27 protein-coding genes and 1 pseudogene are annotated in these 21,898 nt (G+C 42.9%); 10 read left to right on the top strand and 18 right to left on the bottom strand.

From position 1 onward, the window contains the following. Positions 1–283: 283 nt before the first annotated feature. On the top strand, positions 284–1,324 hold the full coding sequence (locus DXX94_RS18515; RefSeq protein WP_116013192.1) for an IS481 family transposase: 1,041 nt from the start codon (positions 284–286) through the stop codon (positions 1,322–1,324). Positions 1,325–1,450: 126 nt separating this feature from the next. Here the strand turns inward: DXX94_RS18515 and DXX94_RS18510 are convergent. Next, positions 1,451–2,628 (bottom strand): IS3 family transposase gene (locus tag DXX94_RS18510; RefSeq protein WP_116016061.1). Its coding sequence is split into 2 segments (ribosomal slippage): positions 1,451–2,361 and positions 2,361–2,628, totalling 1,179 coding nucleotides; the frame shifts between segments, so codons are not numbered across the junction. 338 nt (positions 2,629–2,966) lie between these two features. Between DXX94_RS18510 and DXX94_RS18505 the strand changes: the two genes are divergently transcribed. From DXX94_RS18505 to DXX94_RS19700, 4 genes are all read left to right on the top strand, one after another. Then, the gene (locus tag DXX94_RS18505; protein ID WP_116018181.1) at positions 2,967–3,293 is read left to right on the top strand and encodes a helix-turn-helix transcriptional regulator; all 327 of its coding nucleotides are present in this window, start codon (positions 2,967–2,969) and stop codon (positions 3,291–3,293) included. Continuing rightward, on the top strand, positions 3,254–3,730 hold the full coding sequence (locus DXX94_RS19220; protein WP_147302313.1) for a hypothetical protein: 477 nt from the start codon (positions 3,254–3,256) through the stop codon (positions 3,728–3,730). The genes DXX94_RS18505 and DXX94_RS19220 overlap by 40 nt, the downstream gene beginning before the upstream one ends. Beyond that, positions 3,639–3,893, top strand: coding sequence for a cytochrome b (locus DXX94_RS19755; protein WP_181901587.1), 255 nt, complete (start codon positions 3,639–3,641; stop codon positions 3,891–3,893). Before DXX94_RS19220 ends, DXX94_RS19755 begins: the two co-directional genes overlap by 92 nt. Positions 3,894–4,186: 293 nt before the next feature. Then, entirely contained in the window at positions 4,187–4,744 is a 558-nt protein-coding gene (locus DXX94_RS19700) for a type II secretion system protein (RefSeq protein ID WP_116018177.1), read from the top strand. A 117-nt stretch (positions 4,745–4,861) separates the two neighbouring features. On the opposite strand, the pseudogene zigA reads toward DXX94_RS19700, so the two are convergent. Then, positions 4,862–6,068: pseudogene (gene zigA, locus DXX94_RS18490) on the bottom strand (zinc metallochaperone GTPase ZigA). A 114-nt stretch (positions 6,069–6,182) separates the two neighbouring features. On the opposite strand from zigA, the gene DXX94_RS18485 reads away from it, so the two are divergent. After that, positions 6,183–7,333 (top strand): IS3 family transposase gene (locus DXX94_RS18485; protein WP_116013626.1). Its coding sequence is split into 2 segments (ribosomal slippage): positions 6,183–6,429 and positions 6,429–7,333, totalling 1,152 coding nucleotides; the frame shifts between segments, so codons are not numbered across the junction. 21 nt (positions 7,334–7,354) lie between these two features. Here DXX94_RS18485 and DXX94_RS18480 read toward each other — a convergent pair. After that, positions 7,355–7,798 carry a TraR/DksA family transcriptional regulator gene (locus DXX94_RS18480; RefSeq protein ID WP_181901586.1) on the bottom strand — a complete coding sequence of 148 codons (444 nt, stop codon included), beginning with the start codon at positions 7,796–7,798 and terminating at the stop codon, positions 7,355–7,357. A 309-nt stretch (positions 7,799–8,107) separates the two neighbouring features. Further along, positions 8,108–8,716: a TetR/AcrR family transcriptional regulator gene (locus DXX94_RS18475; RefSeq protein WP_116018175.1), complete on the bottom strand. Its 609-nt coding sequence runs from the start codon at positions 8,714–8,716 to the stop codon at positions 8,108–8,110. 445 nt (positions 8,717–9,161) lie between these two features. On the opposite strand from DXX94_RS18475, the gene DXX94_RS18470 reads away from it, so the two are divergent. Genes DXX94_RS18470 through DXX94_RS18460 form a run of 3 tightly spaced genes read left to right on the top strand, consistent with a single transcriptional unit; the run spans position 9,162 to position 10,759 of the window. Further along, positions 9,162–9,932, top strand: coding sequence for a hypothetical protein (locus DXX94_RS18470; RefSeq protein ID WP_116008468.1), 771 nt, complete (start codon positions 9,162–9,164; stop codon positions 9,930–9,932). A gap of 5 nt (positions 9,933–9,937) precedes the next feature. Next, complete coding sequence (locus DXX94_RS18465) at positions 9,938–10,417, top strand: GNAT family N-acetyltransferase (protein ID WP_116008469.1); 480 nt, start codon at positions 9,938–9,940, stop codon at positions 10,415–10,417. Positions 10,418–10,474: 57 nt separating this feature from the next. After that, on the top strand, positions 10,475–10,759 hold the full coding sequence (locus DXX94_RS18460) for a SelT/SelW/SelH family protein (RefSeq protein ID WP_116018173.1): 285 nt from the start codon (positions 10,475–10,477) through the stop codon (positions 10,757–10,759). A 113-nt stretch (positions 10,760–10,872) separates the two neighbouring features. On the opposite strand, the gene DXX94_RS18455 is transcribed toward DXX94_RS18460, so the two are convergent. After that, complete coding sequence (locus DXX94_RS18455; protein ID WP_116018171.1) at positions 10,873–11,679, bottom strand: peroxiredoxin family protein; 807 nt, start codon at positions 11,677–11,679, stop codon at positions 10,873–10,875. 220 nt (positions 11,680–11,899) lie between these two features. On the opposite strand from DXX94_RS18455, the gene DXX94_RS18450 reads away from it, so the two are divergent. Next, complete coding sequence (locus tag DXX94_RS18450) at positions 11,900–12,316, top strand: VOC family protein (protein ID WP_116018169.1); 417 nt, start codon at positions 11,900–11,902, stop codon at positions 12,314–12,316. Positions 12,317–12,549: 233 nt separating this feature from the next. On the opposite strand, the gene DXX94_RS18445 is transcribed toward DXX94_RS18450, so the two are convergent. From DXX94_RS18445 to DXX94_RS18385, 13 genes are all read right to left on the bottom strand, one after another. Continuing rightward, positions 12,550–13,230, bottom strand: coding sequence for a hypothetical protein (locus DXX94_RS18445; protein WP_116018167.1), 681 nt, complete (start codon positions 13,228–13,230; stop codon positions 12,550–12,552). A 3-nt stretch (positions 13,231–13,233) separates the two neighbouring features. After that, a complete protein-coding gene (locus DXX94_RS18440) occupies positions 13,234–14,817 on the bottom strand; it encodes a hypothetical protein (RefSeq protein WP_116018165.1) in 1,584 nt (527 codons plus the stop codon). Continuing rightward, positions 14,807–15,790, bottom strand: a complete 984-nt coding sequence (locus tag DXX94_RS18435; protein WP_116018163.1) for a hypothetical protein — start codon at positions 15,788–15,790, stop codon at positions 14,807–14,809. Before DXX94_RS18435 ends, DXX94_RS18440 begins: the two co-directional genes overlap by 11 nt. Positions 15,791–15,813: 23 nt before the next feature. After that, complete coding sequence (locus DXX94_RS19355) at positions 15,814–15,978, bottom strand: hypothetical protein (protein ID WP_181901585.1); 165 nt, start codon at positions 15,976–15,978, stop codon at positions 15,814–15,816. A gap of 265 nt (positions 15,979–16,243) precedes the next feature. Then, entirely contained in the window at positions 16,244–17,575 is a 1,332-nt protein-coding gene (locus DXX94_RS18425) for a hypothetical protein (RefSeq protein ID WP_116018159.1), read from the bottom strand. A gap of 143 nt (positions 17,576–17,718) precedes the next feature. Next, a complete protein-coding gene (locus DXX94_RS18420; RefSeq protein ID WP_116018157.1) occupies positions 17,719–19,377 on the bottom strand; it encodes a terminase large subunit domain-containing protein in 1,659 nt (552 codons plus the stop codon). Further along, the gene (locus DXX94_RS18415) at positions 19,374–19,961 is read right to left on the bottom strand and encodes a DUF3486 family protein (RefSeq protein WP_258872215.1); all 588 of its coding nucleotides are present in this window, start codon (positions 19,959–19,961) and stop codon (positions 19,374–19,376) included. Before DXX94_RS18415 ends, DXX94_RS18420 begins: the two co-directional genes overlap by 4 nt. A gap of 2 nt (positions 19,962–19,963) precedes the next feature. After that, positions 19,964–20,251 (bottom strand): VpaChn25_0724 family phage protein, encoded by a 288-nt coding sequence (locus tag DXX94_RS18410; RefSeq protein ID WP_116018155.1) that lies wholly within the window; start codon positions 20,249–20,251, stop codon positions 19,964–19,966. Positions 20,252–20,255: 4 nt separating this feature from the next. Then, positions 20,256–20,609 (bottom strand): DUF2730 family protein, encoded by a 354-nt coding sequence (locus tag DXX94_RS18405; protein WP_116018153.1) that lies wholly within the window; start codon positions 20,607–20,609, stop codon positions 20,256–20,258. Between the two features lie 2 nt (positions 20,610–20,611). Continuing rightward, a complete protein-coding gene (locus tag DXX94_RS19610; RefSeq protein WP_116018151.1) occupies positions 20,612–20,860 on the bottom strand; it encodes a TraR/DksA C4-type zinc finger protein in 249 nt (82 codons plus the stop codon). A gap of 20 nt (positions 20,861–20,880) precedes the next feature. Continuing rightward, the gene (locus DXX94_RS18395) at positions 20,881–21,444 is read right to left on the bottom strand and encodes a hypothetical protein (protein WP_116018149.1); all 564 of its coding nucleotides are present in this window, start codon (positions 21,442–21,444) and stop codon (positions 20,881–20,883) included. Then, a complete protein-coding gene (locus tag DXX94_RS18390; protein ID WP_116018147.1) occupies positions 21,441–21,683 on the bottom strand; it encodes a hypothetical protein in 243 nt (80 codons plus the stop codon). The genes DXX94_RS18395 and DXX94_RS18390 overlap by 4 nt, the downstream gene beginning before the upstream one ends. Then, the gene (locus DXX94_RS18385) at positions 21,674–21,895 is read right to left on the bottom strand and encodes a hypothetical protein (protein WP_116018145.1); all 222 of its coding nucleotides are present in this window, start codon (positions 21,893–21,895) and stop codon (positions 21,674–21,676) included. The genes DXX94_RS18390 and DXX94_RS18385 overlap by 10 nt, the downstream gene beginning before the upstream one ends. Positions 21,896–21,898: the final 3 nt, after the last annotated feature.

The following is a 21,898-nucleotide window of genomic DNA, read 5'->3' as shown; positions in this document are numbered from 1 at the left end:
GATGTACTTTCAAAAAAGTGGTAAAGCCTTCGGATAGAAAGCGGATAGCGAGTCATTTAATCGAACTGTTTAACCTCAGTGAACGAGTGGCTTGCCAACTATCAAGTGTCAGTCGCACTGCATTTCGATATCGTCCAAGAAAGAAGGCTGACACAGTCATAAGAGAGCGTCTAAGGTGAATTAGTTCAGACAAGATCTGACACATCTTCTTGAAAAGTAGAGAGTTACCCGTTTTGATAAAGGTGCTGAATCTTTAATCAAAACAAACAAAGAGGTAACTCTCATGCTTCATACTAACAATCCAATCATTAAACACAAAGCAGGTTTGCTCAACCTAGCTGAAGAACTTGGTAATGTATCCAGAGCTTGCAAAGTGATGGGCGTATCACGAGATACATTTTATCGTTATCAAGAGCTGGCTGAAGATGGCGGCATTGATGCGCTTATTGATAAGTCCCGCCGAAAACCAAATATAAAAAATCGTGTTGATGAAAAAACCGAAAAAGCAGTAATGGATTATGCCATTGAATACCCCGCGCACGGCCAAGTCAGAACCAGCAATGAACTTCGTAAGCAAGGCGTATTTGTATCTGCCAGTGGCGTGCGTTCAATCTGGTTGCGCCATGACTTAGAAAACTTCAAAAAACGGCTGAAAGCGCTTGAAGAGAAAGTCGCTAACGACGGCATCATTCTCACCGATGCTCAAGTTGCTGCACTTGAGAAGAAAAAGAACGATGATGAAGCTTGTGGCGAGATAGAAACGGCTCATCCGGGCTACCTAGGCTCACAGGACACGTTTTATGTGGGTAATCTAAAAGGTGTTGGCCGTATCTACCAGCAGACGTTCGTTGATACTTACAGCAAGGTTGCATTTGCCAAGCTCTACACAACGAAAACGCCAATCACTGCTGCTGACATACTCAACGACAAGGTTTTGCCTTACTTCGAGCAGCACGAGCTACCAATGTTACGCATTCTCACAGACCGAGGCACTGAGTATTGTGGCAAGGTTGAACATCATGATTACCAGCTTTATCTAGCAATAAATGATATCGATCATACAAAAACGAAAGCGATGTCACCGCAGACAAATGGTATCTGTGAACGTTTCCACAAAACAATATTGCAGGAGTTTTATCAGGTTACGTTCCGTAAGAGGCTCTATGGCTCGTTAGAGGAATTACAAAAGGATCTGGACGAATGGATGGTTTATTACAATAATGATCGAACTCATCAGGGCAAAATGTGCTGTGGCAGAACGCCACTTGAAACATTACTTGATGGAAAATCGATTTGGGCTGAGAAGAATTTAGCTCAAATCTAAACTGACAGTCACCGATTGAAAAACGGGTAACTGTCAGATCAAGTCTGAACTAGTACATCTAAGGACTTTGGCAGCAGAATATCCTCGCTATGGATATCTTATGCTGCACGGGTTACTTTGTAGTGGTCAACTTAAATTGGCCACGGTTTTGTATTCAAGCCAGTATCTTTTCTCTGACTCATTTGGGGTTAAACCAGCATTGTAGTGATGCGGCCTAACTGAGCTGTAATAACCAACAATATAGTGTGTTATTTCAGCTCTAGCTTCAGTAAAGGAACGGTAACCCGTTGTGGGTATCCATTCTGTTTTTAAACTTCTAAAGAATCGCTCCATCGGGCTATTATCCCAACAATTACCACGGCGACTCATGCTTTGCTTTATCTGACAACGCCATAGCAATTGACGGTAGCTTCGGCTGGTGTAATGCGTCCCTTGGTCGCTATGGAACATCACACCTTTAGGCTTACCACGCATCTCATAAGCCATCATCAGTGCTTTGCTCGTCAATGCTGTATCAGGCGATAGAGACATTGCCCAACCAATCGGTTTTCTCGCAAATAAATCAATAACAACTGCTAAATAAGCCCAGCGATTGCCAACCCAGATATACGTAACATCACCGCACCAAACCTGATTCGGCTTAACCACATCAAACTGCTGATTGAGATGGTTAGGTATCGCCACATGCTCTTGATTTACTTTTCTATAACGGTGCTTCGGTAACTGGCAACTCACCAAGCCTAAACGTTTCATATAGCCTGTCGCCCTGAAACGTGAAATATCATAGCCACGGTCTATCGCTATCGTGGATATTGTACGAGAACCCGCTGCGCCATTACTTTCACGGTGGATTTGCTTAACGACAGCGATTTCTTTTAATTGCTTGCTATTCGGCTTCTTAGAGCGCTTATTCCAATACTTAAAGCTACTGCGATGAACATTAAATGTTTGGCAAATGGTGAATTCCGCATAGCTCTCTTTGAGTCGTTTAATTAGTTTAAATTGTTCATCGAGTCCGACATCAAGAGAGCGGTAGCCTTTTTTAGAATTTCCTTTTCTAATTCAATGCGTTTTATCTTTTTCTCAAGCTCTTTAATCTTACACTGCTCTGGTGTCATTGGGCTGGCTTTGCTGGTGATGCCTTTGCGTTCATTACGAAGCTGACGCACCCACTTATCCATTGTCGACTTACCAACGCTCATCGCTTCTGCTGCTTCTCGAACGGAATAACCTTGATCAACAACTAATTGAGCAGCTTCTAACCGAAATTCTGGTGTGAAATTACGTTTGCCTGTTCTTGTCATTTTGTCACCTAATCAATTTTATGAGGTGATGATACCACCTCTAACTAGGTGGCCAAATTTGTTATACCACTACACTCAAATAACGCGACATGACATAGTTCAACTAGCTTTCAAATTTCACTGAATAAGTAGCGTGAGTGCTTCACCCACTAGCGAAAGAGACGTTAGTGCATTATCGAAAAAACTTGTGTTCATGAAGATAAACTTCTCAGAAAAGCGACTTGTATTAAATGCTTGGCGCTAAAAACTTGGCTATAACAGCTGTTGGCGGCAAACTGTCGTAGCACTGTCATGGATTTTGCGACTATAAATTCTGTGGACTTTGTCAAGGAAGTACTATGAATATTTCAACAACCAAATTAAAAATGTATCGCGCTGAAAATAGATGGTCACAAGAGCGGTTAGCAGAAGTTAGCGGTATTAGTTTAAGAACCATTCAACGCGCTGAAAAAGATGGCCGATGCTCCAATGAGTCATGTATGGCAATCGCTTCCGCATTCGGTGTTTCCCCAGCAGAGCTTGATGATGAATTTAAAAGTAGCATCGGTGACGGTTCACTAAATATTGGTGGCGTTATTGGTATCACCATTATTATCGCCTTAATCTCAACAATTATTGCGTGGGAATGGAACGACCTAACGTATTTATTAACGTATGGGCGTTAGCGTTTAATATACTCACCCTATTGTCGCTATCGTTTATGACCTGTGGCTTTACGCCAACACTTCAATCTATCGCAACCATCAGTTGGTTTGTTAAAGAACCCAAACAGATAAAACAGGCCAATCAACATTTACCCGTGTTAAGACGATTAATTATTTACTCCTATACGTCAGGTGTTTTTTGGACAATTACCGACATAGTTGAAGCATCATACTATTCATTCAATGGTGAAAATGCGCCTGGCTATGTTTATGAAATAGGGCTGGCCTCTATTTCAATTCTTTATGCGGTATTAATCGCTGAATTAATTTTTAGACCACTTAAAAATCGCCAGTACAATACACCTATTGTTATACGTTTGTGCTGTTTTAACACCGCTGACAGGCTGGCTTGGTTCAAGCTTGGAGAGACATACCCTGCACTACTTTTCAGTTGTTGAGATTCCACCATTTCTTGATGTATACCCAAAGCTTGCCAGCATTATGACTACTAGCCACTTTTACCTAAGCTGGCTATTAATTGGTTCGCTATCAGTGCATTTGTTGGCAGTGGTTTATCATCACTGCTGGCTAAAACACAATGTGCTAGCCCGTATGATGTAATGCTAAGAGCAGGCTATTATATCTGTTCATGCAATTGAAATGGCTATTCAGACATCCGATCTGCTTAGTTTGTACAAAATAGCAATATTATTTTCAGTCAGGATTGTCTAAAATCCGCGCCAGCGATTAATTTATATGTAAAGTTTACTTGTTAGCTATAAGTTTTTGCTAGGTTTTTCGCGCAGTTACCCAAGTGTTGTTAGTGATCAATATCTTTATTTGTGGCTTCGAGTAAGATGCTTGTCCACAATCGAATTGATTAGTCATAAATAAACAAAAATATAGGTATTATTTTGTTATTTAATAGCCGTTCCCCAAAAGTTAAATCGCAAAAGGGTTTTACCCTTATAGAGTTAGTTGTAGTTATCGTGATTCTAGGTATTTTAGCGGCGGTTGCTGTTCCTAGATTTATAAACCTAAGCAGAGATGCTCGCATTTCCGCGTTAGAAGGAATGGAAGGTGCGCTTCGAGGCGCTATAGAGCTTGCCAATGCAAAAGCGACAATCGAAAATGCGACTTCTGGCTCAGACACTATCGCGCTTCCGAGCACTGCAGGCAGTTCGCAAACAGTCAATGTTCCATTATTAAATGGCTACCCACTTGGCCGTTGGAATACCTCGCTCATGCATTTTGTTAATACAACTAATATTCGGAACCTAGACACTCAACCCCTAAACGCCAATGAGGCTTGCCCTGATAGTTGGTGTGCAGTGAGTGACGGTGGTTTAGTCGAAATTGTTAGAATTATTCCACAAGGTGTTAGCGCCAGTGAAACCAATTGTTCTGTTAACTACATTGGCCCGACAGCTTCAACAGAACCGTTAGTTCGCCTACTGACAGACAACTGCTAATAAAGTGCAATTTGGCTTTAGGGATTAACAAAAATTAGAATAGAATAAAAATGCCGCGTAACAGCGGCATTTTTGTTCAGTTTGCATTAGGGCGTATTAGCCAAAGTGGAGTTATTCCTAATGTCCCCATGATGGAAATGGATCGGGCAACGTTTTCCATACCTCTTGCCCTTGAATCAACTCTTCATCGGTAAGTAAACAAGCATTTAGGCGCGCAATAATATCTTGCTTGTCTAAGCCTTGACCGATAAAAACTAATTCTTGTCGCATATCGCCAAAGGGCTCTACCCATTGTTCTTCAATCGCCCTTAAATATTCAGGATCATCAGGCCACTGATCACGAGGTACTGCAAACCAAAATAATCCTGCAGCGCCGTATCGGGCAATACCTCCAGCTTGACTCCAACTGCCCGCGAAGTGAGGCCGTGTTGCTAACCAAAAGAATCCCTTAGAGCGAATTAGTTTACCGGCTATTTCTTTACTGTGTAGAAAGTCGTAAAACTTTTGCGGATGAAATGGTCGTCGTTCACAAAACGTAAAACTACTAATTCCGTACTCTTCGGTTTCAGGAACATGCTCGCCACGCATTTCTTTTAACCAACCTGGCGCTTGTTGTGCTTTTTCAAAGCTGAATTTCTTAGTATTTAATACTTGTTGAAGTGGTGCATTTCCGTGTTCAATTGCGATCTGCTCAGCCTCAGTATTAAGGGGTGCTTAATATGCTTTTTAAGCGTTTGAGGTCGTTCTCGGCAATAAGATCCGTTTTACTTATCAAGAGCACATCTGCAAACTCAACTTGCTCAACAAGTAAATCAGCAACACTACGCTCATCTTCTTCGCCCAAACTTTCCCCTACCTCTTGCAAAGATTTGGCTTCATCATAGTCGTTTAAGAAGTTAACGGCATCAACCACAGTTACCATAGTGTCTAAGGTAGCAATATTTGACAGGCTAACGCCATCTTCATCTGCAAACGTAAATGTTTCAGCAACAGGTAGTGGCTCAGAAATGCCCGTTGACTCAATCACTAGATAATCATACTTGCCAGCTTTAGCTAAACGATTCACTTCTTCGAGCAAGTCTTCACGCTACGTACAGCAAATACAGCCATTGCTCATTTCCACTAATTTTTCTTCCGAGCGATTTAGGCTCACCTCGTTTTGCACCGTTGCCGCATCAATGTTAATTTCACTCATATCATTAACAATCACAGCCACTCGGAGCCCTTCGCGATTATTTAAAATATGGTTGAGTACTGTTGTTTTCCCCGCCCCTAGAAAGCCGGAAAGCACAGTAACGGGTAGTTGATTAGACGTATTTAACATGGTTAGCCCTAGCCCTTCTAAACTTCAGTTCAATTTATGCACAACAAGTTGCATGAATCGACCAGATTTTCCTAGACACAAATAAGTTGTAAACTTTGTGTCCTAGGAGGATGAATGAGCGCTAAAAGATTTCCCGAAGAATTTAAGGTTCAGGCCGTTAAGCAAGTGACTGAAAAAGGTCACTCCGTTGCAAGCGTTGCAGAACGGTTAGATATCTCGACAAATAGTCTTTATATCTGGTTAAAACGCTATGGCAGTAACAGCGAACACTACCAAGAATTATCCGAGCAAGAAAAGCGTATTAAAGCGCTTGAGAAAGAACTAAAGCGTACTCAACAAGAACGTGATCTATTAAAGGAAGCCGCCGTGTACTTTGCGGGCGAGTCAAAGAAAAGTACACGTTCATAAAGTCTCGGCTCAACCAATACCCCATAAAGCTGATGTGCCAAGCGTTGCAAGTTCACCGCAGTGGCTTTCATGCTTGGTTGCAAAAGCCAGAATCCAAGCGAGCTAAGGATGACAAGCGCTTAACGGGTTTAATCAAACAGTCTTGGCTTGAAAGCGGCTGCGTTTACGGTTATCGCAAAATTCAAAGTGATATGTTGGATTTAGGTGAAGTTTGCTCAAAGAATAGAGTTCATCGATTAATGCAGTTATCAGGCATTCAAGCTCAAGTCGGCTATAAGAAGCGCAAAGGCAACTATGGCACTAAGCCTTCTGTGGTCGCAGATAACCAGTTAAAACGACAGTTTGATGTAGTACAGCCAAATCAAGCTTGGGTAACTGATATCACTTATATTGATACGCACGAAGGCTTTCTCTATTTAGCCGTAGTTATCGACTTGTTTTCTCGGCAAGTCGTTGGCTGGTCGATGCAATCGATGATGCATACTGATTTAGTCTTAAGTGCATTACTCGCTGCTGTATGGCGAAGAAAACCTAAGCAAACGGTTATTATACATTCCGATCAAGGCAGCCAATTTACAGGTTATGACTGGCAACGATTTGCTGCTGAGCATAATTTATCACTCAGTATGAGTCGTAGAGGTAACTGCCATGATAATGCTGTTGCTGAGAGCTTCTTTCAGTTGCTAAAACGTGAACGGATCAAGCGAAGAAAATACAAAAATAGAGAAAAAGCTAAGGAAGATATTTTCGATTACATCGAAATGTTTTATAACAGCAAACGTAAACATGGTTATCTAAATAATCAGTCTCCAACTGACTATGATAAAACCTATTTTATGAATCAAGAAAACGTCTAGGGTAGTCTGGTCGATTCAGCACTATGTTTCGCGCTGCTTGTGATAAATGTGCTCTTTTAGTTCTTGATAAATTTTTACATCGGCGCAATATTCAGCGGTTGGACGCGCTAACAAGCGAGGTATCCCTATTGGTTCGCCTGTTTCCAAGCAGTAGCCATACTCCCCTAACCTTATTCGCTCTAGCGATTGCTGAATCTTCGGTAGCAGCTTTTGCTCCCTATCGACTATGCGCATCAAAATAGCGCACTGCTCTTCCCACGAAGCTCTATCACTGATATCGCTTAAATCTGGCGGGCTTAGCATTTGTTCTTTTGCCTCGCGAATTCGCTCTCGCGTTGAATCATGTAAATCAATCAAATGCTTCTTGAAAAAAGCTAATTGCTCATCATTCATGTAATTGGATTCTGGTGCTTCGAGCAGCTGCTGAGTAGAAGGTAGCTTTGATACAGCTTGATTAACTTGCATATCACCTCCTCAATAAAATCAAATTAAAGTTATGTTATAACATAACAATTGTTACATCAATAAAAGTAAAGCGATTAACTTTTCACGCTGATAATAATTTCATAAGAACTAAACACGTGTGTTGCAGTTGGCTGGGAACTGAATTGCTTGGTGCAGTTTTTTTCAAGCTGAGTGAGCTAGTTAAGGTGAAGTGAAGCGACAATTGAAGTATAAAATTTTTGGTCAATCAAACTGCCGCAAGTAGAGAAAATATAGGTTGCACAAGATTCAAGATCTAAAAGCCAACATGCGCTGGCAGAGCTGAACTACTTATACAACTTGGTATTTAGCTAAAAATGTTTCTAGGAATTCTTGCGTTAACAGCTCGCAGCGCGCTTTTTCTTGTGGCCCTTGTAATAATGCCATCCAAAAAAATGTCGAAGAAAACATTGACCAAAACACCTCTGCTGCCAGTGCAATATCGTTGATCAACAGTTTGCCATCATCCACAGCAGCTTGTAACCAGTTATGTAACCCATCTTCACTTTTATCGGTATTTTGCATCACGCGCTCTGCAATTTCTGGGTGCGTTAGCAAAACCCCGAATGCCATACGCATAAAGCTTAATTGCTTAGCATCTTGCGAGACCGCAATTTTCAATTGGGCAAACTGGCGCAGTTGCACTGCTAAAGAAGTCGCTGGCTGATAATCAATTTGCTTTTGCTCTTCATTGGCAACAATAAACCGAGCGATAACCGCATTAAACAACAATTCTTTGCTAGCGAAGTGATTGTATACGGTGCGTTTAGACGCACACGCGCGCTCTGCGATATAGTCCATGCTGGTGCGCTCATAGCCAAGCTCAATAAAGCACTCAATAGCGGCATCTAGGATCGTATTTCTTTTTTTACTGGTATCGCGGCGTTTAATTGCAGACAACTTCTCGACCTCATATTATTTTACACCTCACAGTGTAATTTAGCTTATTCTATGATTCAACTCAGAACAACCTAACTACACTCTTGAGTTTACTTTTTGTTATCATCGAAATAAAAGTAAAGCATTAAAGTAAAGTACCTAGGTTAAACACCTGAGTATTACGGCAAAACCAAAGGACAGCTATTCATTGCATCAGTGACGACGATAAAATCAAGGTTATTCAATGAGCTTTGTCGAAGGCAATAAAATTCATGCAAACTGGCGCTCGATTAAACGAATACCGCCAGTCAATTGCGTTTTCACTCACTAGAAATAAACAGGGACTCGGACTAACTTTTAGCAACTCACAAATATTTATAAAATTCAGTGAAATAAGTTGTTTCTATCACACTAAAGATTTGATAGCTTTCCATTTCACGAGTTTTGTTTGTATGGAAAAATAATAATGCGTTTAGAGAGCGAATACATTATCAAGGGAATAGAGATCCTTGTTGGTTTAGCATCGGGCTATTTAACTTATAAATTAGCCGACGACGGCTCTTCTTTATCCGCCTTGCTTAGCGTAGTTGTCGGCCTACTCAGTACCTTAATCATGGTACTTTTTGTAGAAACCTATCGCCAGCATGCGGATATTAAAGATGTAAAATCCACCTACGAGCAACTGATCAAAATTATTAGTGAATCCAAGCACCAAGTCGAACAAAAAATGTCGTACATTCTAAAATACGGCATCGTCTCCTTTGAAGATAGAGACATGCCAAGTGTTTGGCGAGAGCTACTCTGGAACGTCAAAAGTTGTTACTACGCGACTAACTATATTCGAAGCGATGATATTTACAACAATCCTTGGGCGGATGCTGCATTAGCCATTCAAAAAGCCAAAACCTTTGGTGAAAACGTCGATATTAAAAAGGTCTTTATAGTTGACTCAGAAGACGAATTAGCGCGGCTAATGCCAACAATTGAAGCCCAAAAAGACGCGGGTATTAACACTCGTTATATTCTTAAAAACGATATTGAAAATTCGATCACCTTAAAAGCAGAATCAAATGAAATCGAATCCATTGATTTTGGTATTTTTGACGATAGCTCAGTGTTTATTTGGAAACTCAAGGAGCGCTCGTTTGTTGGTGGCGAAATTAAGCTAAAATCAGAAGAATTAGTCAGGTACAAAGCCTTTTACAATCATATGTTCAGCCAAGCAACACCAATCTAAACGCCATGAATATGCTTAAACCATTACCCATTCAAGCGCGCGATGAAATTCACACATGGGGCCATTACCCAGAAATTTTTCGTGACTTAGACTACGCCATTCAACCGGGCGGTTGGCTAGACACCATAGCCAACAAAGCCACTTGCCATGCATTTGGTTATTACACGCCAGATCTGGTCGGGCTGAGCTTGCTGGATGTTTTTGAAGGTGGACAAGCAGAATTCTATATCGCGATTAAACCAAGTTGTTTGAACAAGGGTTACGGCAAACAATTCATGATAGCGACCATTAACAAAAGCTTCGAACTTGGCTTTGAGAAGCTCTTCCTCAAAGTTCGGCTAAATCACCAAGTCGGTATCGCACTCTACCAAAAGCTTGGATTTGAAAACCAAAAAACGGTTGCAATGGAGATTAATGGTGAGCCAACCCTCTTCTATCTAATGGAGTTAAATAAGGCGGTTTACCAAAACAGTATTGCGCGATAGAGGCTTTGTACTTGTATACTAGCCACTTTCATTTATAACTTTTTTAATTGCCCGAAGATGAACAAAATTGAAATTACCTACTGCGCTAAATGTCGCTGGTTACTTCGCGCTAGCTGGATGGCGCAGGAAATTCTCTCTACTTTTGAAGAAGAAGTTGACGAAGTTGGCTTAAAGCCCAGCACTGGCGGTATTTACGAAATTGTTGCTAACGGCCAACTCATTTGGTCACGTAAAACGATGGGACGTTTTCCCGAGATAACCGAGCTCAAGCAAGCCGTTCGCGATGTAATTGCACCAGAGCGAGATTTAGGTTGTATCGATCGCAAAACTGCGAACAAATAGCTGATTTAACTTAGGCTTGCCTGTGATGTCCCTATGATGTCCTATTTGGTAATTCAGGCAACGCCTATCTCGCTCAGACCTCTATTAACCAAAGCTACTAGTATTTAAAGCTATTAGTCACTAAAACTATTGGTAACTGCGGCCATTACACGCTCTTCACTCGCGCGAATACGGTAATCATCCGATTGGTCTATCCACACGATTTTGCCGTTTTCGTCAACCAGTAAGCTTGTTGGGATCGCCATGGCTTTAAAGCGCATTTTCCACGGCAATGGCATCGCAATACCAAATACGTTAAGTGTATCGTCAGCAGTTGCCCCTAAGCCTTTGTGGTGTTCAACACCGTATTGACGAATAATGGCCAACGCTGGATCGGCAATTAACTTAAAACTTAAGTTATCACGCTTGGCGTGGGCAGTGGTTTCAACCTTTGAGTCATTGGAAATAGCAACAATATCAATATTATGCGCCGCCAACTTAGGTGTTAGCGCTTCAAACATGCTCAGCTCTGACGAGCAATATGGGCACCAAGAGCCACGGTAAAACTTTATCAATGTGCGTTTACCCGCAAGTTCACCCGTATCAAACTGCTCATTCGCAAATGGCAGTAATTGATCACCAACTTTCACTCTAATATCACCAAGCGGAGTTTTTCGTGTGGCTAAAAAGTAGCTAAATAACGCCGATGTAGAAAGGTTATTAAATGCCAACAGCGCAATAGTAATGCTCGCAAGATCAGCAGTAAAAGTGTGGTTTGCCAATGCCACCAAAGAAAGCAGTGAACTCACCACCATACCAACAATTAACAACAACGGTGCGCGTGGTGTTTTGCTTTGCTTAACTTTGGCAAAGTAATGCACCATCGCTAAATTCAGTAAAACAAAGCCGATAATCGCCAAAGTAATAGAAGAAATTTCCACGTCAACCACCTAGTTATTCATAAGTTACTACATTGATTTATATTCTGATTATACACATATGCATACCGTTAGGTACAAATCTTAGCTTGTAGGCTCTTATAGAACCTTTCAACTCGCCTTTCTCCTTGGTTTCCTGTTACTTAGCGCTATAATTGCGATGTTTTGTTGGCTGGTGTACAGCCGTTTGCTTGGGATTTGTTTGGAATAATAAGAGACTGCTATGAAACTATTACATACCATGGTGCGCGTGTTAGACATCGATGCATCACTCCATTTTTACTGTGATCTATTGGGTTTAAAAGAATTGCGCCGCCACGAAGTGCCAGAAGGTAAATTTACGCTTGTATTTCTTGCTGCAGAAGAAGGTGGCCATGAAATTGAGCTAACCTATAACTGGGGTGAAACAGAGCCATACAGCGATGGTCGTAACTTTGGTCACCTAGCCCTACGCGTTGAAAATATCTACGACACTTGTCAGCGATTGATGGATGCAGGCGTAACAATTAATCGACCACCACGCGATGGCCACATGGCATTTGTGCGCTCACCTGACGGTATATCTATTGAACTATTGCAAGAAGGCCACCTAGCGCCACAAGAGCCTTGGGCAAGCATGAAGAATACCGGTATTTGGTAAGCTATAGTACCCACCAAGGTCACATTAGCTTAACTAACTCATCTATTGAGTAGTATGGTAAAGCAAAGTAGTAAAGCATAAAAATGATGCCGCGCGCGAAAAATTGCTAATGCAATTGCGATAAATGCGAAAATTAGGTTTTTCTATTATAGTAATTTCGTTTCGATAATAGAAATAAAATAAAAACCCAGCTAAATCGCTGGGTTTTTATTTTATCGTCACGTTATCTCTTTTTAGTAGAACACTTGTCGAGCTGCCATAAATTGAAGTGCGAACATTTCAAATTCATCAATGGTGTCAAACTTAATCCATTGATTTCCCGTTGGTGTCTCGGCGTTAAAATTAATCGGTAATATCGTTCTGCCATGCTTTTCCGCAAGGTCTAAGCCTTGCTTGATGGCTGCGATACCGTTTTGCTGCGACTCGGTGAGGCTGACAAAAACGTCATTGATTTTTACACCTTGGCGTTTGAGGTAGCTAGACATCAACGATTTGTTGTCCAATTTCCACTGTTCAACATCAGCAACAAAAACGGGGCGCTCTTGTGCTTCTATGCCACGCAAACTTTTCAGCCATGCGTGTGAAGCTTCAAGTTCATGACGAGCAGCAAGTGCGACTTCGTAAGCATTCGGTAGTGTGCGGGATTGTTCGCCGCCATCACTATCAGTCTCGGTGACTATCTCGCGTTGCTCAGTAGGGTCTGAATTTTCAACAAGAAGGTATTGCTCATACCACTTGTCAGCCGCCTCTTGCTCAGAGTCGAGTGTCAGTAAGTAAAGCTCGATAAACTTATCTACAACTGCAATCGGTTTGTTGGCTGACATAACACGTTTAATGTCTTCCAGTGATTTACTCTCAGCTTGTGTCACTTCAAGCACGTTGTCTTCCGCGTTGTACTTATACGTATTTATCATTTGCTATCGCTCGCTATAAAAATATGGAAGTGCTACGCGCTTCTGACCAGCGCTTACAGACTGTCCGTTATCATCGGTTACCACGCTTTCGCCGTTTACAATTGTAAAATCGTTGGTATCGCCCCAATCGCTGTTGTACTTGAGTTCTTTATAGATAAATTGAAGATACAACTGCCCGTTGTCGTGTGTGAGATACGTCAGCACTTTAGCGGCGGGTATATCAACCATTCTTCCCGCCATATCAAAACCGTCATGTTTGGGCTTTCCTGTGCCTGCTGTTTGCCACGCGCCACTATAAGTATCAATTTGATGCGAAGTAATGGATTTAGACTCGTTAATTGCCCATGCACCTGAATACTTGCCTACTTTGTCGATGCAAGATTTCAGTAGTAGACCGCCAACATTGTTGACTGACGAAACAAGTAAATTGGCATCACCTACGGCCAAGACTTCATCGTTATTTGCAACGTCAAGGAACTTGGCTTGTGTTTGATAATGGTAAAAAGCGATTTGATGGCTAGCGAACTTATCTTGTGCTTCATTTGACACTGTATCAACGCCAAAACCGCCGCTAATCCAGGTCGCGCCGTTGTCGCTGGTGTACTGTCGAGTGTACGCGGTCAAGACCTTTTCACTCAGTTTAGCCTTGGTGCTATTGTTCGGGATAAATGGCAACCATTGCCCAGCAATGCCATCCCAACCTTTAGCATCTAACATTGCTTTGATTTTGGTGGGGTCACCAACAATATCTGTGTGTGTTGGTTGGTTTGATTTTACCGTGAAATTGCGATGATGCGCGACTCTTGTGTTTTGTGACCTGGCATAAGAGATATTTGTATATAGCTCAATTCCGTTAGGCGCAACACCTGTAATAGTAGCTTTTACGTATTCCCCTGATGCGGTTTCAATCCATAACCAATCATCAACCTTGTATGAGTTGTTATTGGCAACATACACTGATGTTGCCGCGCCGTTAGCGGTGCCAGTATTGACATCAAATTTAATTAAAAAAGGGACACTCTGATACCCGCGAATCTCAGCAGATAGCGCTTTTTGTTCATATCGTGTTAGTAAGTCGTATAAGTTCGGCTTGTACGCTGATACTCGCAAATCGATAACATCTTCTGAATAAATGGCATCATAGAACTTACCGTCATCTCTTCCTGATAAGTTAGAGGCGATTCTTCCCCAGGTACCCCAAGCGCTATTGCCATTGTCGGTAAAGCATTCTGAAACATCGCTTGTCCAATTTTGTTGCCACCAAAATGCTGAACTGGCACCATCATTAGATACTGACCTGTTAGCACCACTGGGGTTATATGCACCATGGTATGCACCTTTATTTCTGCGCTGCACCAAGGGAATAGGCATTGCAAACCCTAGAGCATTGTGTGCTTTGCTTGATTGATTGGCTCTGTAAGCAAAGTGCCCTAAATCTAAACTCTCTGTACCACTGGCATTATTGGTGATAAACCCCAAAAAATTGCGTCCGGTTCCTAAATCAGCCGCACTGTCACCACTACCTTGGGGTTGTACATACCAACTGCCTGACCCCAAACCAAATGCTAATTCCGCGCTAGTGTTCAAACGCTGAGTACCCTTGAACAACTAACGAATTGCTTAGCGCGACCGATTGCCATGAACTTACGCCGTACTGCACGTTGCCAAGCGGGTACACTACGTCTTTATCGCTTATTTTTTCGTGCCACACTTCTAATAAAATTAAGTCTTGTCGGGTTAGCACAGAATTAGACAGTGATGTGCCACCATCAACTATTGCAGCGGCTAAGTCGGCGTAGCGTGTGCCATCGTTTTTATCTAGACCATCGGGTGCATTTGGTAATCGCACTTCGTTATGAAAAAGATTTTCGGAAACATAGACGCTCATTCCGTTGATGTTGAAAATTGGGTAGTTAGAGCGGCTAGTGCCAACACCATCTGAACCGCGCCCTAAGTAAACAACATTGCTGTTTGTCGGTATAGTGTTCAGACCGTCGTTTACTTGTCTTGACGCAGACGGGTTATTTAGACCCGCTTCAATAAACCCACTTCCCGCATATTGATTTTTACGCGTTTCAGACAGCGCAAAAAACTCCGCTTTAGTCATCGCTTGCACGCTACCCACCAGCGACGCCGCTTGTGCATTAAGTGCATTGGTTGTCTTTTTTAAATGCTCAATCGTTGGCCCAACATGCTTGCCACCGCTAAGCAATGGCGTTTCTTTAGCTGCATTATCTTCGGTAAGCTGCTCAGACAACAGTTTACCGACATTACTCGTAAACTCACTTGCCGCTTTAAAGTCTTGGCCTGTTTTGGCGAGCGCATCAAAGCCGATTTGCACTCGCGCTTTGGCGTTTGACACATTGCCATAACCCCACGGTGACTCAAGCGTAATAGTGCCACTATCGTCACCGCCAATGACAGGAATATCAGCAGCGTAGTTATCAACAGTGATAACCGAACTTTTTAAGATTTTAGATAGACCCGCAGGGGCATTCGATACGTTTATCACCGTATCACCTGCATTGACTGATACGGAATTTAAACTAATGACTGACATTGAATAATTCGCTCCGGTTATTATTAATAAAGATTGACTGAAATGGATTCTGCGGCAGACAAAATCATGACACCAATGGTTACGTCTTTGGGTACATACGCCTCACCCACACTATTAATCTTTCGCATTTTTAAATATGCCTTGCCGCCTTGATTAGCGGGGATTTCTGCCCACAACGGTTGCGTCATCAATCCACTCGTATTTGTCACAAAAGCAGTTGATGAAAAATCGCCAGAGATATATCCAGTGACTTGCGTATTGTTCGAATAAATATTGAACGTGTCGATTCTAAGTAGTCGTCTAAAAGGCTGCGCGGGAATATCCACTGATAAAATCGTGGTGGCAGTAATTGATAGGTTTTTATTGGCCGCAGTTGTAACAAACTGGCCGTCAGTAATATCGCCTTGAATATTCTGGGCGTAAGTTTTTCCGGTGATGTAAAGGTCGTTACCGTCAAAATATAAATGACGGCTTTAATGCGGTTTGCTCAGTAACAAAGCCTTGCTGCACCATCAATTGGCAGGCCACCACCACTTGCTGCAATGCAGTTGCATACTTGCTGGTATCTTTGGCGGTCATTTCTGGGAACTCGATAGACGCTTGATATATTTCATGATCAAAGTCTGGTTCACGGCCATTGATTGCCAGTTCGTGTTGGCGAAGCGCATAGATAACCAGATCAAACAAAATCGCTTGATAAACGTTTTGGCGCATCGTCAGCATTTTTAAGGTTGGCTCGCTCATGCTTTCGCCAGTAGCGCGATTCACATCACCGCCGCCGCCAAACCAGTGTTCGGGAATGGTTTTACCGCCCAGTACATGGTTGCGTAGTAAACGCCCTAGCTTGTCGGTGTCTTCACTGTTTAAGTTCGGGCTTTCTGCTTTCCACACTTCGTTTTCATTGTGCACGCGCACTGCGTTTGGCCCTGGCGTTTGAATTTCCTTGGCGCGTTTTTTTACTTCGTCTTCATCGGCACCAGTTAAAGTGACATCCCACAAAAACAGGCGCATAAAGTCGGCGCGCTCTGCTTCGCCAAATAAAAATTCGTCGTAAAGGTCGAGGAAATCGGCCGACGCTTGTAGGTCAGACTTACCACGGCCACAGACCAGCAAGCTGTTAATGTTGCAGTAGTAGATATCACCATCGGCAAAGCTTTCTCTAATTTGCTGGGTACGCTGAGTAAACAAAGTTTCAGGGCCATTAATGATGACACGGTAACGCTTGTAATTGCCTTTGGTATCACGCTTGGTGATAACGCCAATCGGTTGTTCTTCGTTGTCTGGGTCAAAAATAACGGTTTCAACTTTGCTATTGGCTAAGGTGTTCATTTGCACCGCACCGTTAAATTCATTGATGTATAACGGCCAGAATTGCTCACCAAAAATTGCCAGCTCGCGAAAACGCTTTTCGAGTTTGACCTTAAAGTTGTTAATTGGGTTATTGATAAACTGGTCAATAATGCTTTGGTAGTATTCTTCTGGGTGGGTGATTTTTACCCCTTCAGCCAGAATATAAGCCAGCGGCAGTTCAATGATGCGGTTAGCCAGCTGGTTAGATTCCCATAGCTTGTATGAGACTTTACGCATGCGCTCTTGCGCCATCGGCGACAAGTTGCGCTCGCTGTCTTCACTAATGCGCCGGAAACCTTGTTCAATTTCATTATCGACGGTAACGCCGTATGACTCTCTTACCGTGACTTCTTGTTCAGTTTGTTCATCTGTTTCGGTAGTGCTTTGCTCTGCATTTTTGCCACCAAACCAAGTGCTAGGCTTATTCCAACTCATAACGGCACCAATACCTTGTTCATAAATTATTTATAAACTCCACAGCGGCGATTACTTTAGGCAAAAGTAACATTGCGTGGCTTTTTCGTTAAAAACGCTTAAATCGCCGCTCAGGGCGTTTAAGCCATTTTTCTAATTGCAGGCTAATACCTGTTGTTTAATACCCGAATGCGTCGCTTCATTAACCGTGCAGGGGTAAACAAGTCTTTGTGGCTAACGCTACTATCATCGACTGTTGCACCGGCAGCGGGTTCGCCTTCCGTCCAAGACGCTTTAATGGCCATCGCTAAACCCACGGCAAAATCACCATGGCGCTGTCTGCCATCGCTGCCTTTGCTTGAACCTTTTTCAATTTTCGGCGTGCCGTTGATTACTTTGATGCAGCTCATGTCATTTAAAATGTCTTCGTGCTGCGGTATCTCTAGCATTAAATCTTCAAGGTCAGCTTTTAGCTTGGGCATCCACTCTCGATACCAAGAGTCGTTTAACATCACCTGATCAACTCTCGTTGAGCCGTAACGTTCTGCCGCTGCTTCAGCTAAGAAGCCACCGTTACCTGTAGCATCAAACGCTAGCCCTTTAAGGCGCGGTAAGTTGTCACAGATATAAAACATTAACTCGCGCTGCGCTTCGTAAGTTAATTGGCTAAGCTCAACCAGAAATGGCACCCGTTTAGAAAGAGCTTTGTTAATAGTTAGCGGAACAAATACTGACAAATCGCCTTTGCGGGCAAAGTCTTCACCAAAGCAGTGAGATAGTGATTTATCCAACTTGGCCAAGTGAGGCTTTAATAGGTCTTTCCATTCTTGGATTTGAATGCGTTTATGTTCGGCTGACCAATCTAAGAAGTCACTTGGCGCGCTAATACGGATAATTGGAATATCCGCTTTCATAGCGTGCTCAATAAGCACGCGCGGAATATAAACACCGTTACCGTGCTTAGGTACACAGTAATATTCTTCTAGGGCATCCTCTTTGCTAAATGTGTCTTTGAGTAAACCTGCAATCCAATCCTTTTGTTTTTCTGGCGTCCAAGATTTACCTTGCCGGTTACATTCGCGAAAGTACAAGCCCTCGTTACAAGCATCTTCGATTGTGATGCGGTGTATAGAGTAATCCTTCTTTCCCGCTCTTGATTGTTTGATTAGCTCATTGAATTGACTGTGTTCACCATTATGGGTGCTGATCAATCGAATCTTACCGCCCAACATTTTTAGTGCTAATGCAGCTTTGAGAACTTCTGCTAGGTTGTCATGAAATGCTGCTTCGTCGATTGTTACGTTACCTTGTCGGCCACGCAGTACGCCGGGATTAGAACTTAGCGCTTGAATTTTGAAACCAGAGGCAAAGTAGATAGCAAATACCTGAACCTCTTTATTTTCTTTGCCACCATCAATAAATATTTCTTCGCGAACTTCACTGGCAGCGGCTGAGTATGCTTTTGCCCATAAGGCGCAGCATTCAATAAATTCACGCGCCATTTCCTTAGTAGTACCCAGATAGAAATGGTTAGTACCACCTGCATTTTTGGCGCGACTAGCGTATGAAACAGCATCTGCCGCTTCGCCGTAGGTCAAACCAATCCGACGGGACTTCTCACCAATTTTTAGATCTGAGTCGTCAGCTATCCAGCGTTTTTGGTAGCCGTGCAATAAATCGGTTGGGTCATAAAGAATAAATAGCGGCAGACCACCAAAGCGCTCTTCAATTGTGTCGCACAAATCAAGCGCTTTAACATAGGCGTTAAAAGCTCTGGTGTTTTCCGCAACCAGCGCAGACTGCTCTTGTTCGCAGGCGATCATTGCACCATACCCAATAAGGTTTCGCGGAATAACTTAGCACCTTCTGCGGTTGCCCCTTGCATCAGTGCAGTTTTTTCAATCTCTTCAGCTGCCTCTTCAGCAAATGCCTTCTTAATTTCTTTTTCACGCTTCATAGTAAGCATGGCTGCACTTTCTAATCGTTGCAGCGCAAGAGCCAACGCGTTAATGGTTTTGGCATCAAGCACCATATCTGGATCGGCATTGGCTTGCATGAGCAATTTAAAGTGTTGGGTTCGTAGCATTTCCAGCAACAGCTGCGCGGTTTCACCTGTTGGCTTTTCGCCGAACTGTGCCACCCAAGCTTCTGTCGCTTCACGCATAGCACGCACTTCTGCACCCACAGCTTCCATTTCCATTGAGTAACGGCTTAACCCAGAGCGGCTAATTTTCTTCTCGTCACCTAAACCTTGTTCGCTAATTCGCTCGTTGATTGCCGCCAAGATATCTGCTTGTGAGTAGCTTTTATCACGCAGTAAGGCGTCTAGCTCTTTTTTTAAGGCTTCGGGCAACAAGTCTATTTTTGATGCTTTACCGCGCTTCTTTGGTTGGTTGTCTTGCATCATAGCTAGGCACTCGGACGTTTAACGCCATCCACAAAAGATTTGCCGTGTGCTACGTCTTGACCACGACTAGTTAGTGTTGCATTCATAATGTCGTGAACAGTATCGACTGTTACCAAGCCTTGCTCTTCCAGCCAACGCAAATTAGTGCGTACCTGATCGCGGCTCATAATGTTGTGAAATGCTTCGCAGGTGTCTTGGATCATGCTGTCATTACTACGATATCCCAGCGCTTCTAAAGCACGTAAAATTGACAGTCGATGGTGCTGATTTTTAATATCTTGTAGAGCCATGGCGCTATCCTTTAATTTCATTTTCAACAAGCATGTTGACTTGGTTATTGATGTTGGCCAGCAAGGTTTGCACACCTTCAAGCGAGCCTTTCAGCTCGCCAATGTCCTTTTCTAACTGGTGAAAATCTTTGCTGCTCGGTAAGTCTTTTAATTGGGTTTCAATAGTGGTTACCCGATTGGCCAGCTTGGTGTGCTCGTCTTTCTCGCAGTAGGTTTGTTCTAATGTACTGACACGTGCTTTCAAATCGCTATGCTCTTTTCGCTTAACAAACACCAGCATCATGACAAAGACAATGGCAGCAAAAGCAGCAGACAGCACAAACTGAATGATTTTGAAGTGTTCGTTAAGCCATTCCATTGCTATCTCCGCGCTTGGCGCTTATCAAAGTCTTCTTGGCAGTCGATACAACGCAGTGTGTGTGGTGCAGCCAACAAGCGATTGGTGTTGATCTCAATATCGCAATCAAGACAATAGCGGCGGCCATCTTGTGCCATAGTTTGTGAATAACTGGCTTGGCTAGCCGCAGTACTATTTGCTCTCGCTCGTTTTAACGCTGCTTTACGATGTTGCTCTTCCAGCTGCTGAGCGCGGTCAAATGCGTCACCCATTTACTACTCCTTAAATGGCGTTACTGGTGTTTTGGGGAAATATTTAGCTGCGAATTGGCAGCTGCATCTTTTTGCTTACTGCCTAGGCTTGAGCCAAAGAAAAAGGCAGTCACTGCTTGGCGTTCGTCAAAGAGCTTTTGCATGGCCATGCCAATGGCATTGCAGACAATTGCCAGTAGTGCTGCGTTGTCTTTAAAGTAAAAAACCACCAAGCAATTAGCGATTACCAGCAGCAATACTACGGGTAAATTCCAGCGCATAATGCCTTTGGCAATCTGGTCTGCTTGGCTGTGGTGAGCTTTGTACATATCACGTGCATCACTGCGATCAGCAAAAGCTGCCATCAACAACTCATGCTTTTGTTCTTGTAAGCGCTTATCGAGTTGATAGCGATATTCCGTGTTTTGCTCTAGTGAAATTAAGGCCACTTTGGGGCTAGATGCGCCGGTAATATCAAGCGCCGCTTCAACCACTTTACCCGCCAAATTCACCGCTTGGTTATCTGAGCTAGTAAGTTTGTCAATCACCCAGTCGTCTACATCAAGTAACTTGGCAATACCTAGTGCAATTGCAGTGATACTCATACGTTGTTTCCCTTTTTAACTCTTTTATTTGCTGCTTTAGTAAATTGGCATATGTGGCAATAAGCGGAAACTTCTTTACCTTTGTATTCGATATGGACAAATTCATGTTTACAGAAATAGCGCTGTATAACTTTTGTTATTGCCCAGCGACCAAAACAAAAGCCAGCTGCAAAGACTCCAACAGCACCTGCAATTGATAGCCAAACCAGTAAACTTAAAACTTCCAACTCTACAAACATGATTTCTCTCGCTGCTGCTTAGCGCGTTTAATCGCATGGTGAATATCCACTAAACTGACACTCTGCCAACCGCGCATAAACTGGTTACGTTGCTCTGGCCTAAGGTAAATGCACTGCACTTCAATTGGTTTGTTATCCAGTGCGTGGTAAACCTCGGCGCGCAGCCTAGCGCGGCGACCTTCGCGAATACGTTCTTCAGAGCGCAGCGCCATGGC

The sequence above is a fragment of the Thalassotalea euphylliae genome (genome assembly GCF_003390375.1).
Classification (GTDB): Bacteria; Pseudomonadota; Gammaproteobacteria; order Enterobacterales; family Alteromonadaceae; genus Thalassotalea_F; species Thalassotalea_F euphylliae_A.
The sequence above is the reverse complement of the archived record's forward strand: the minus strand, read 5'-3'. Positions and strand labels throughout refer to the sequence as shown.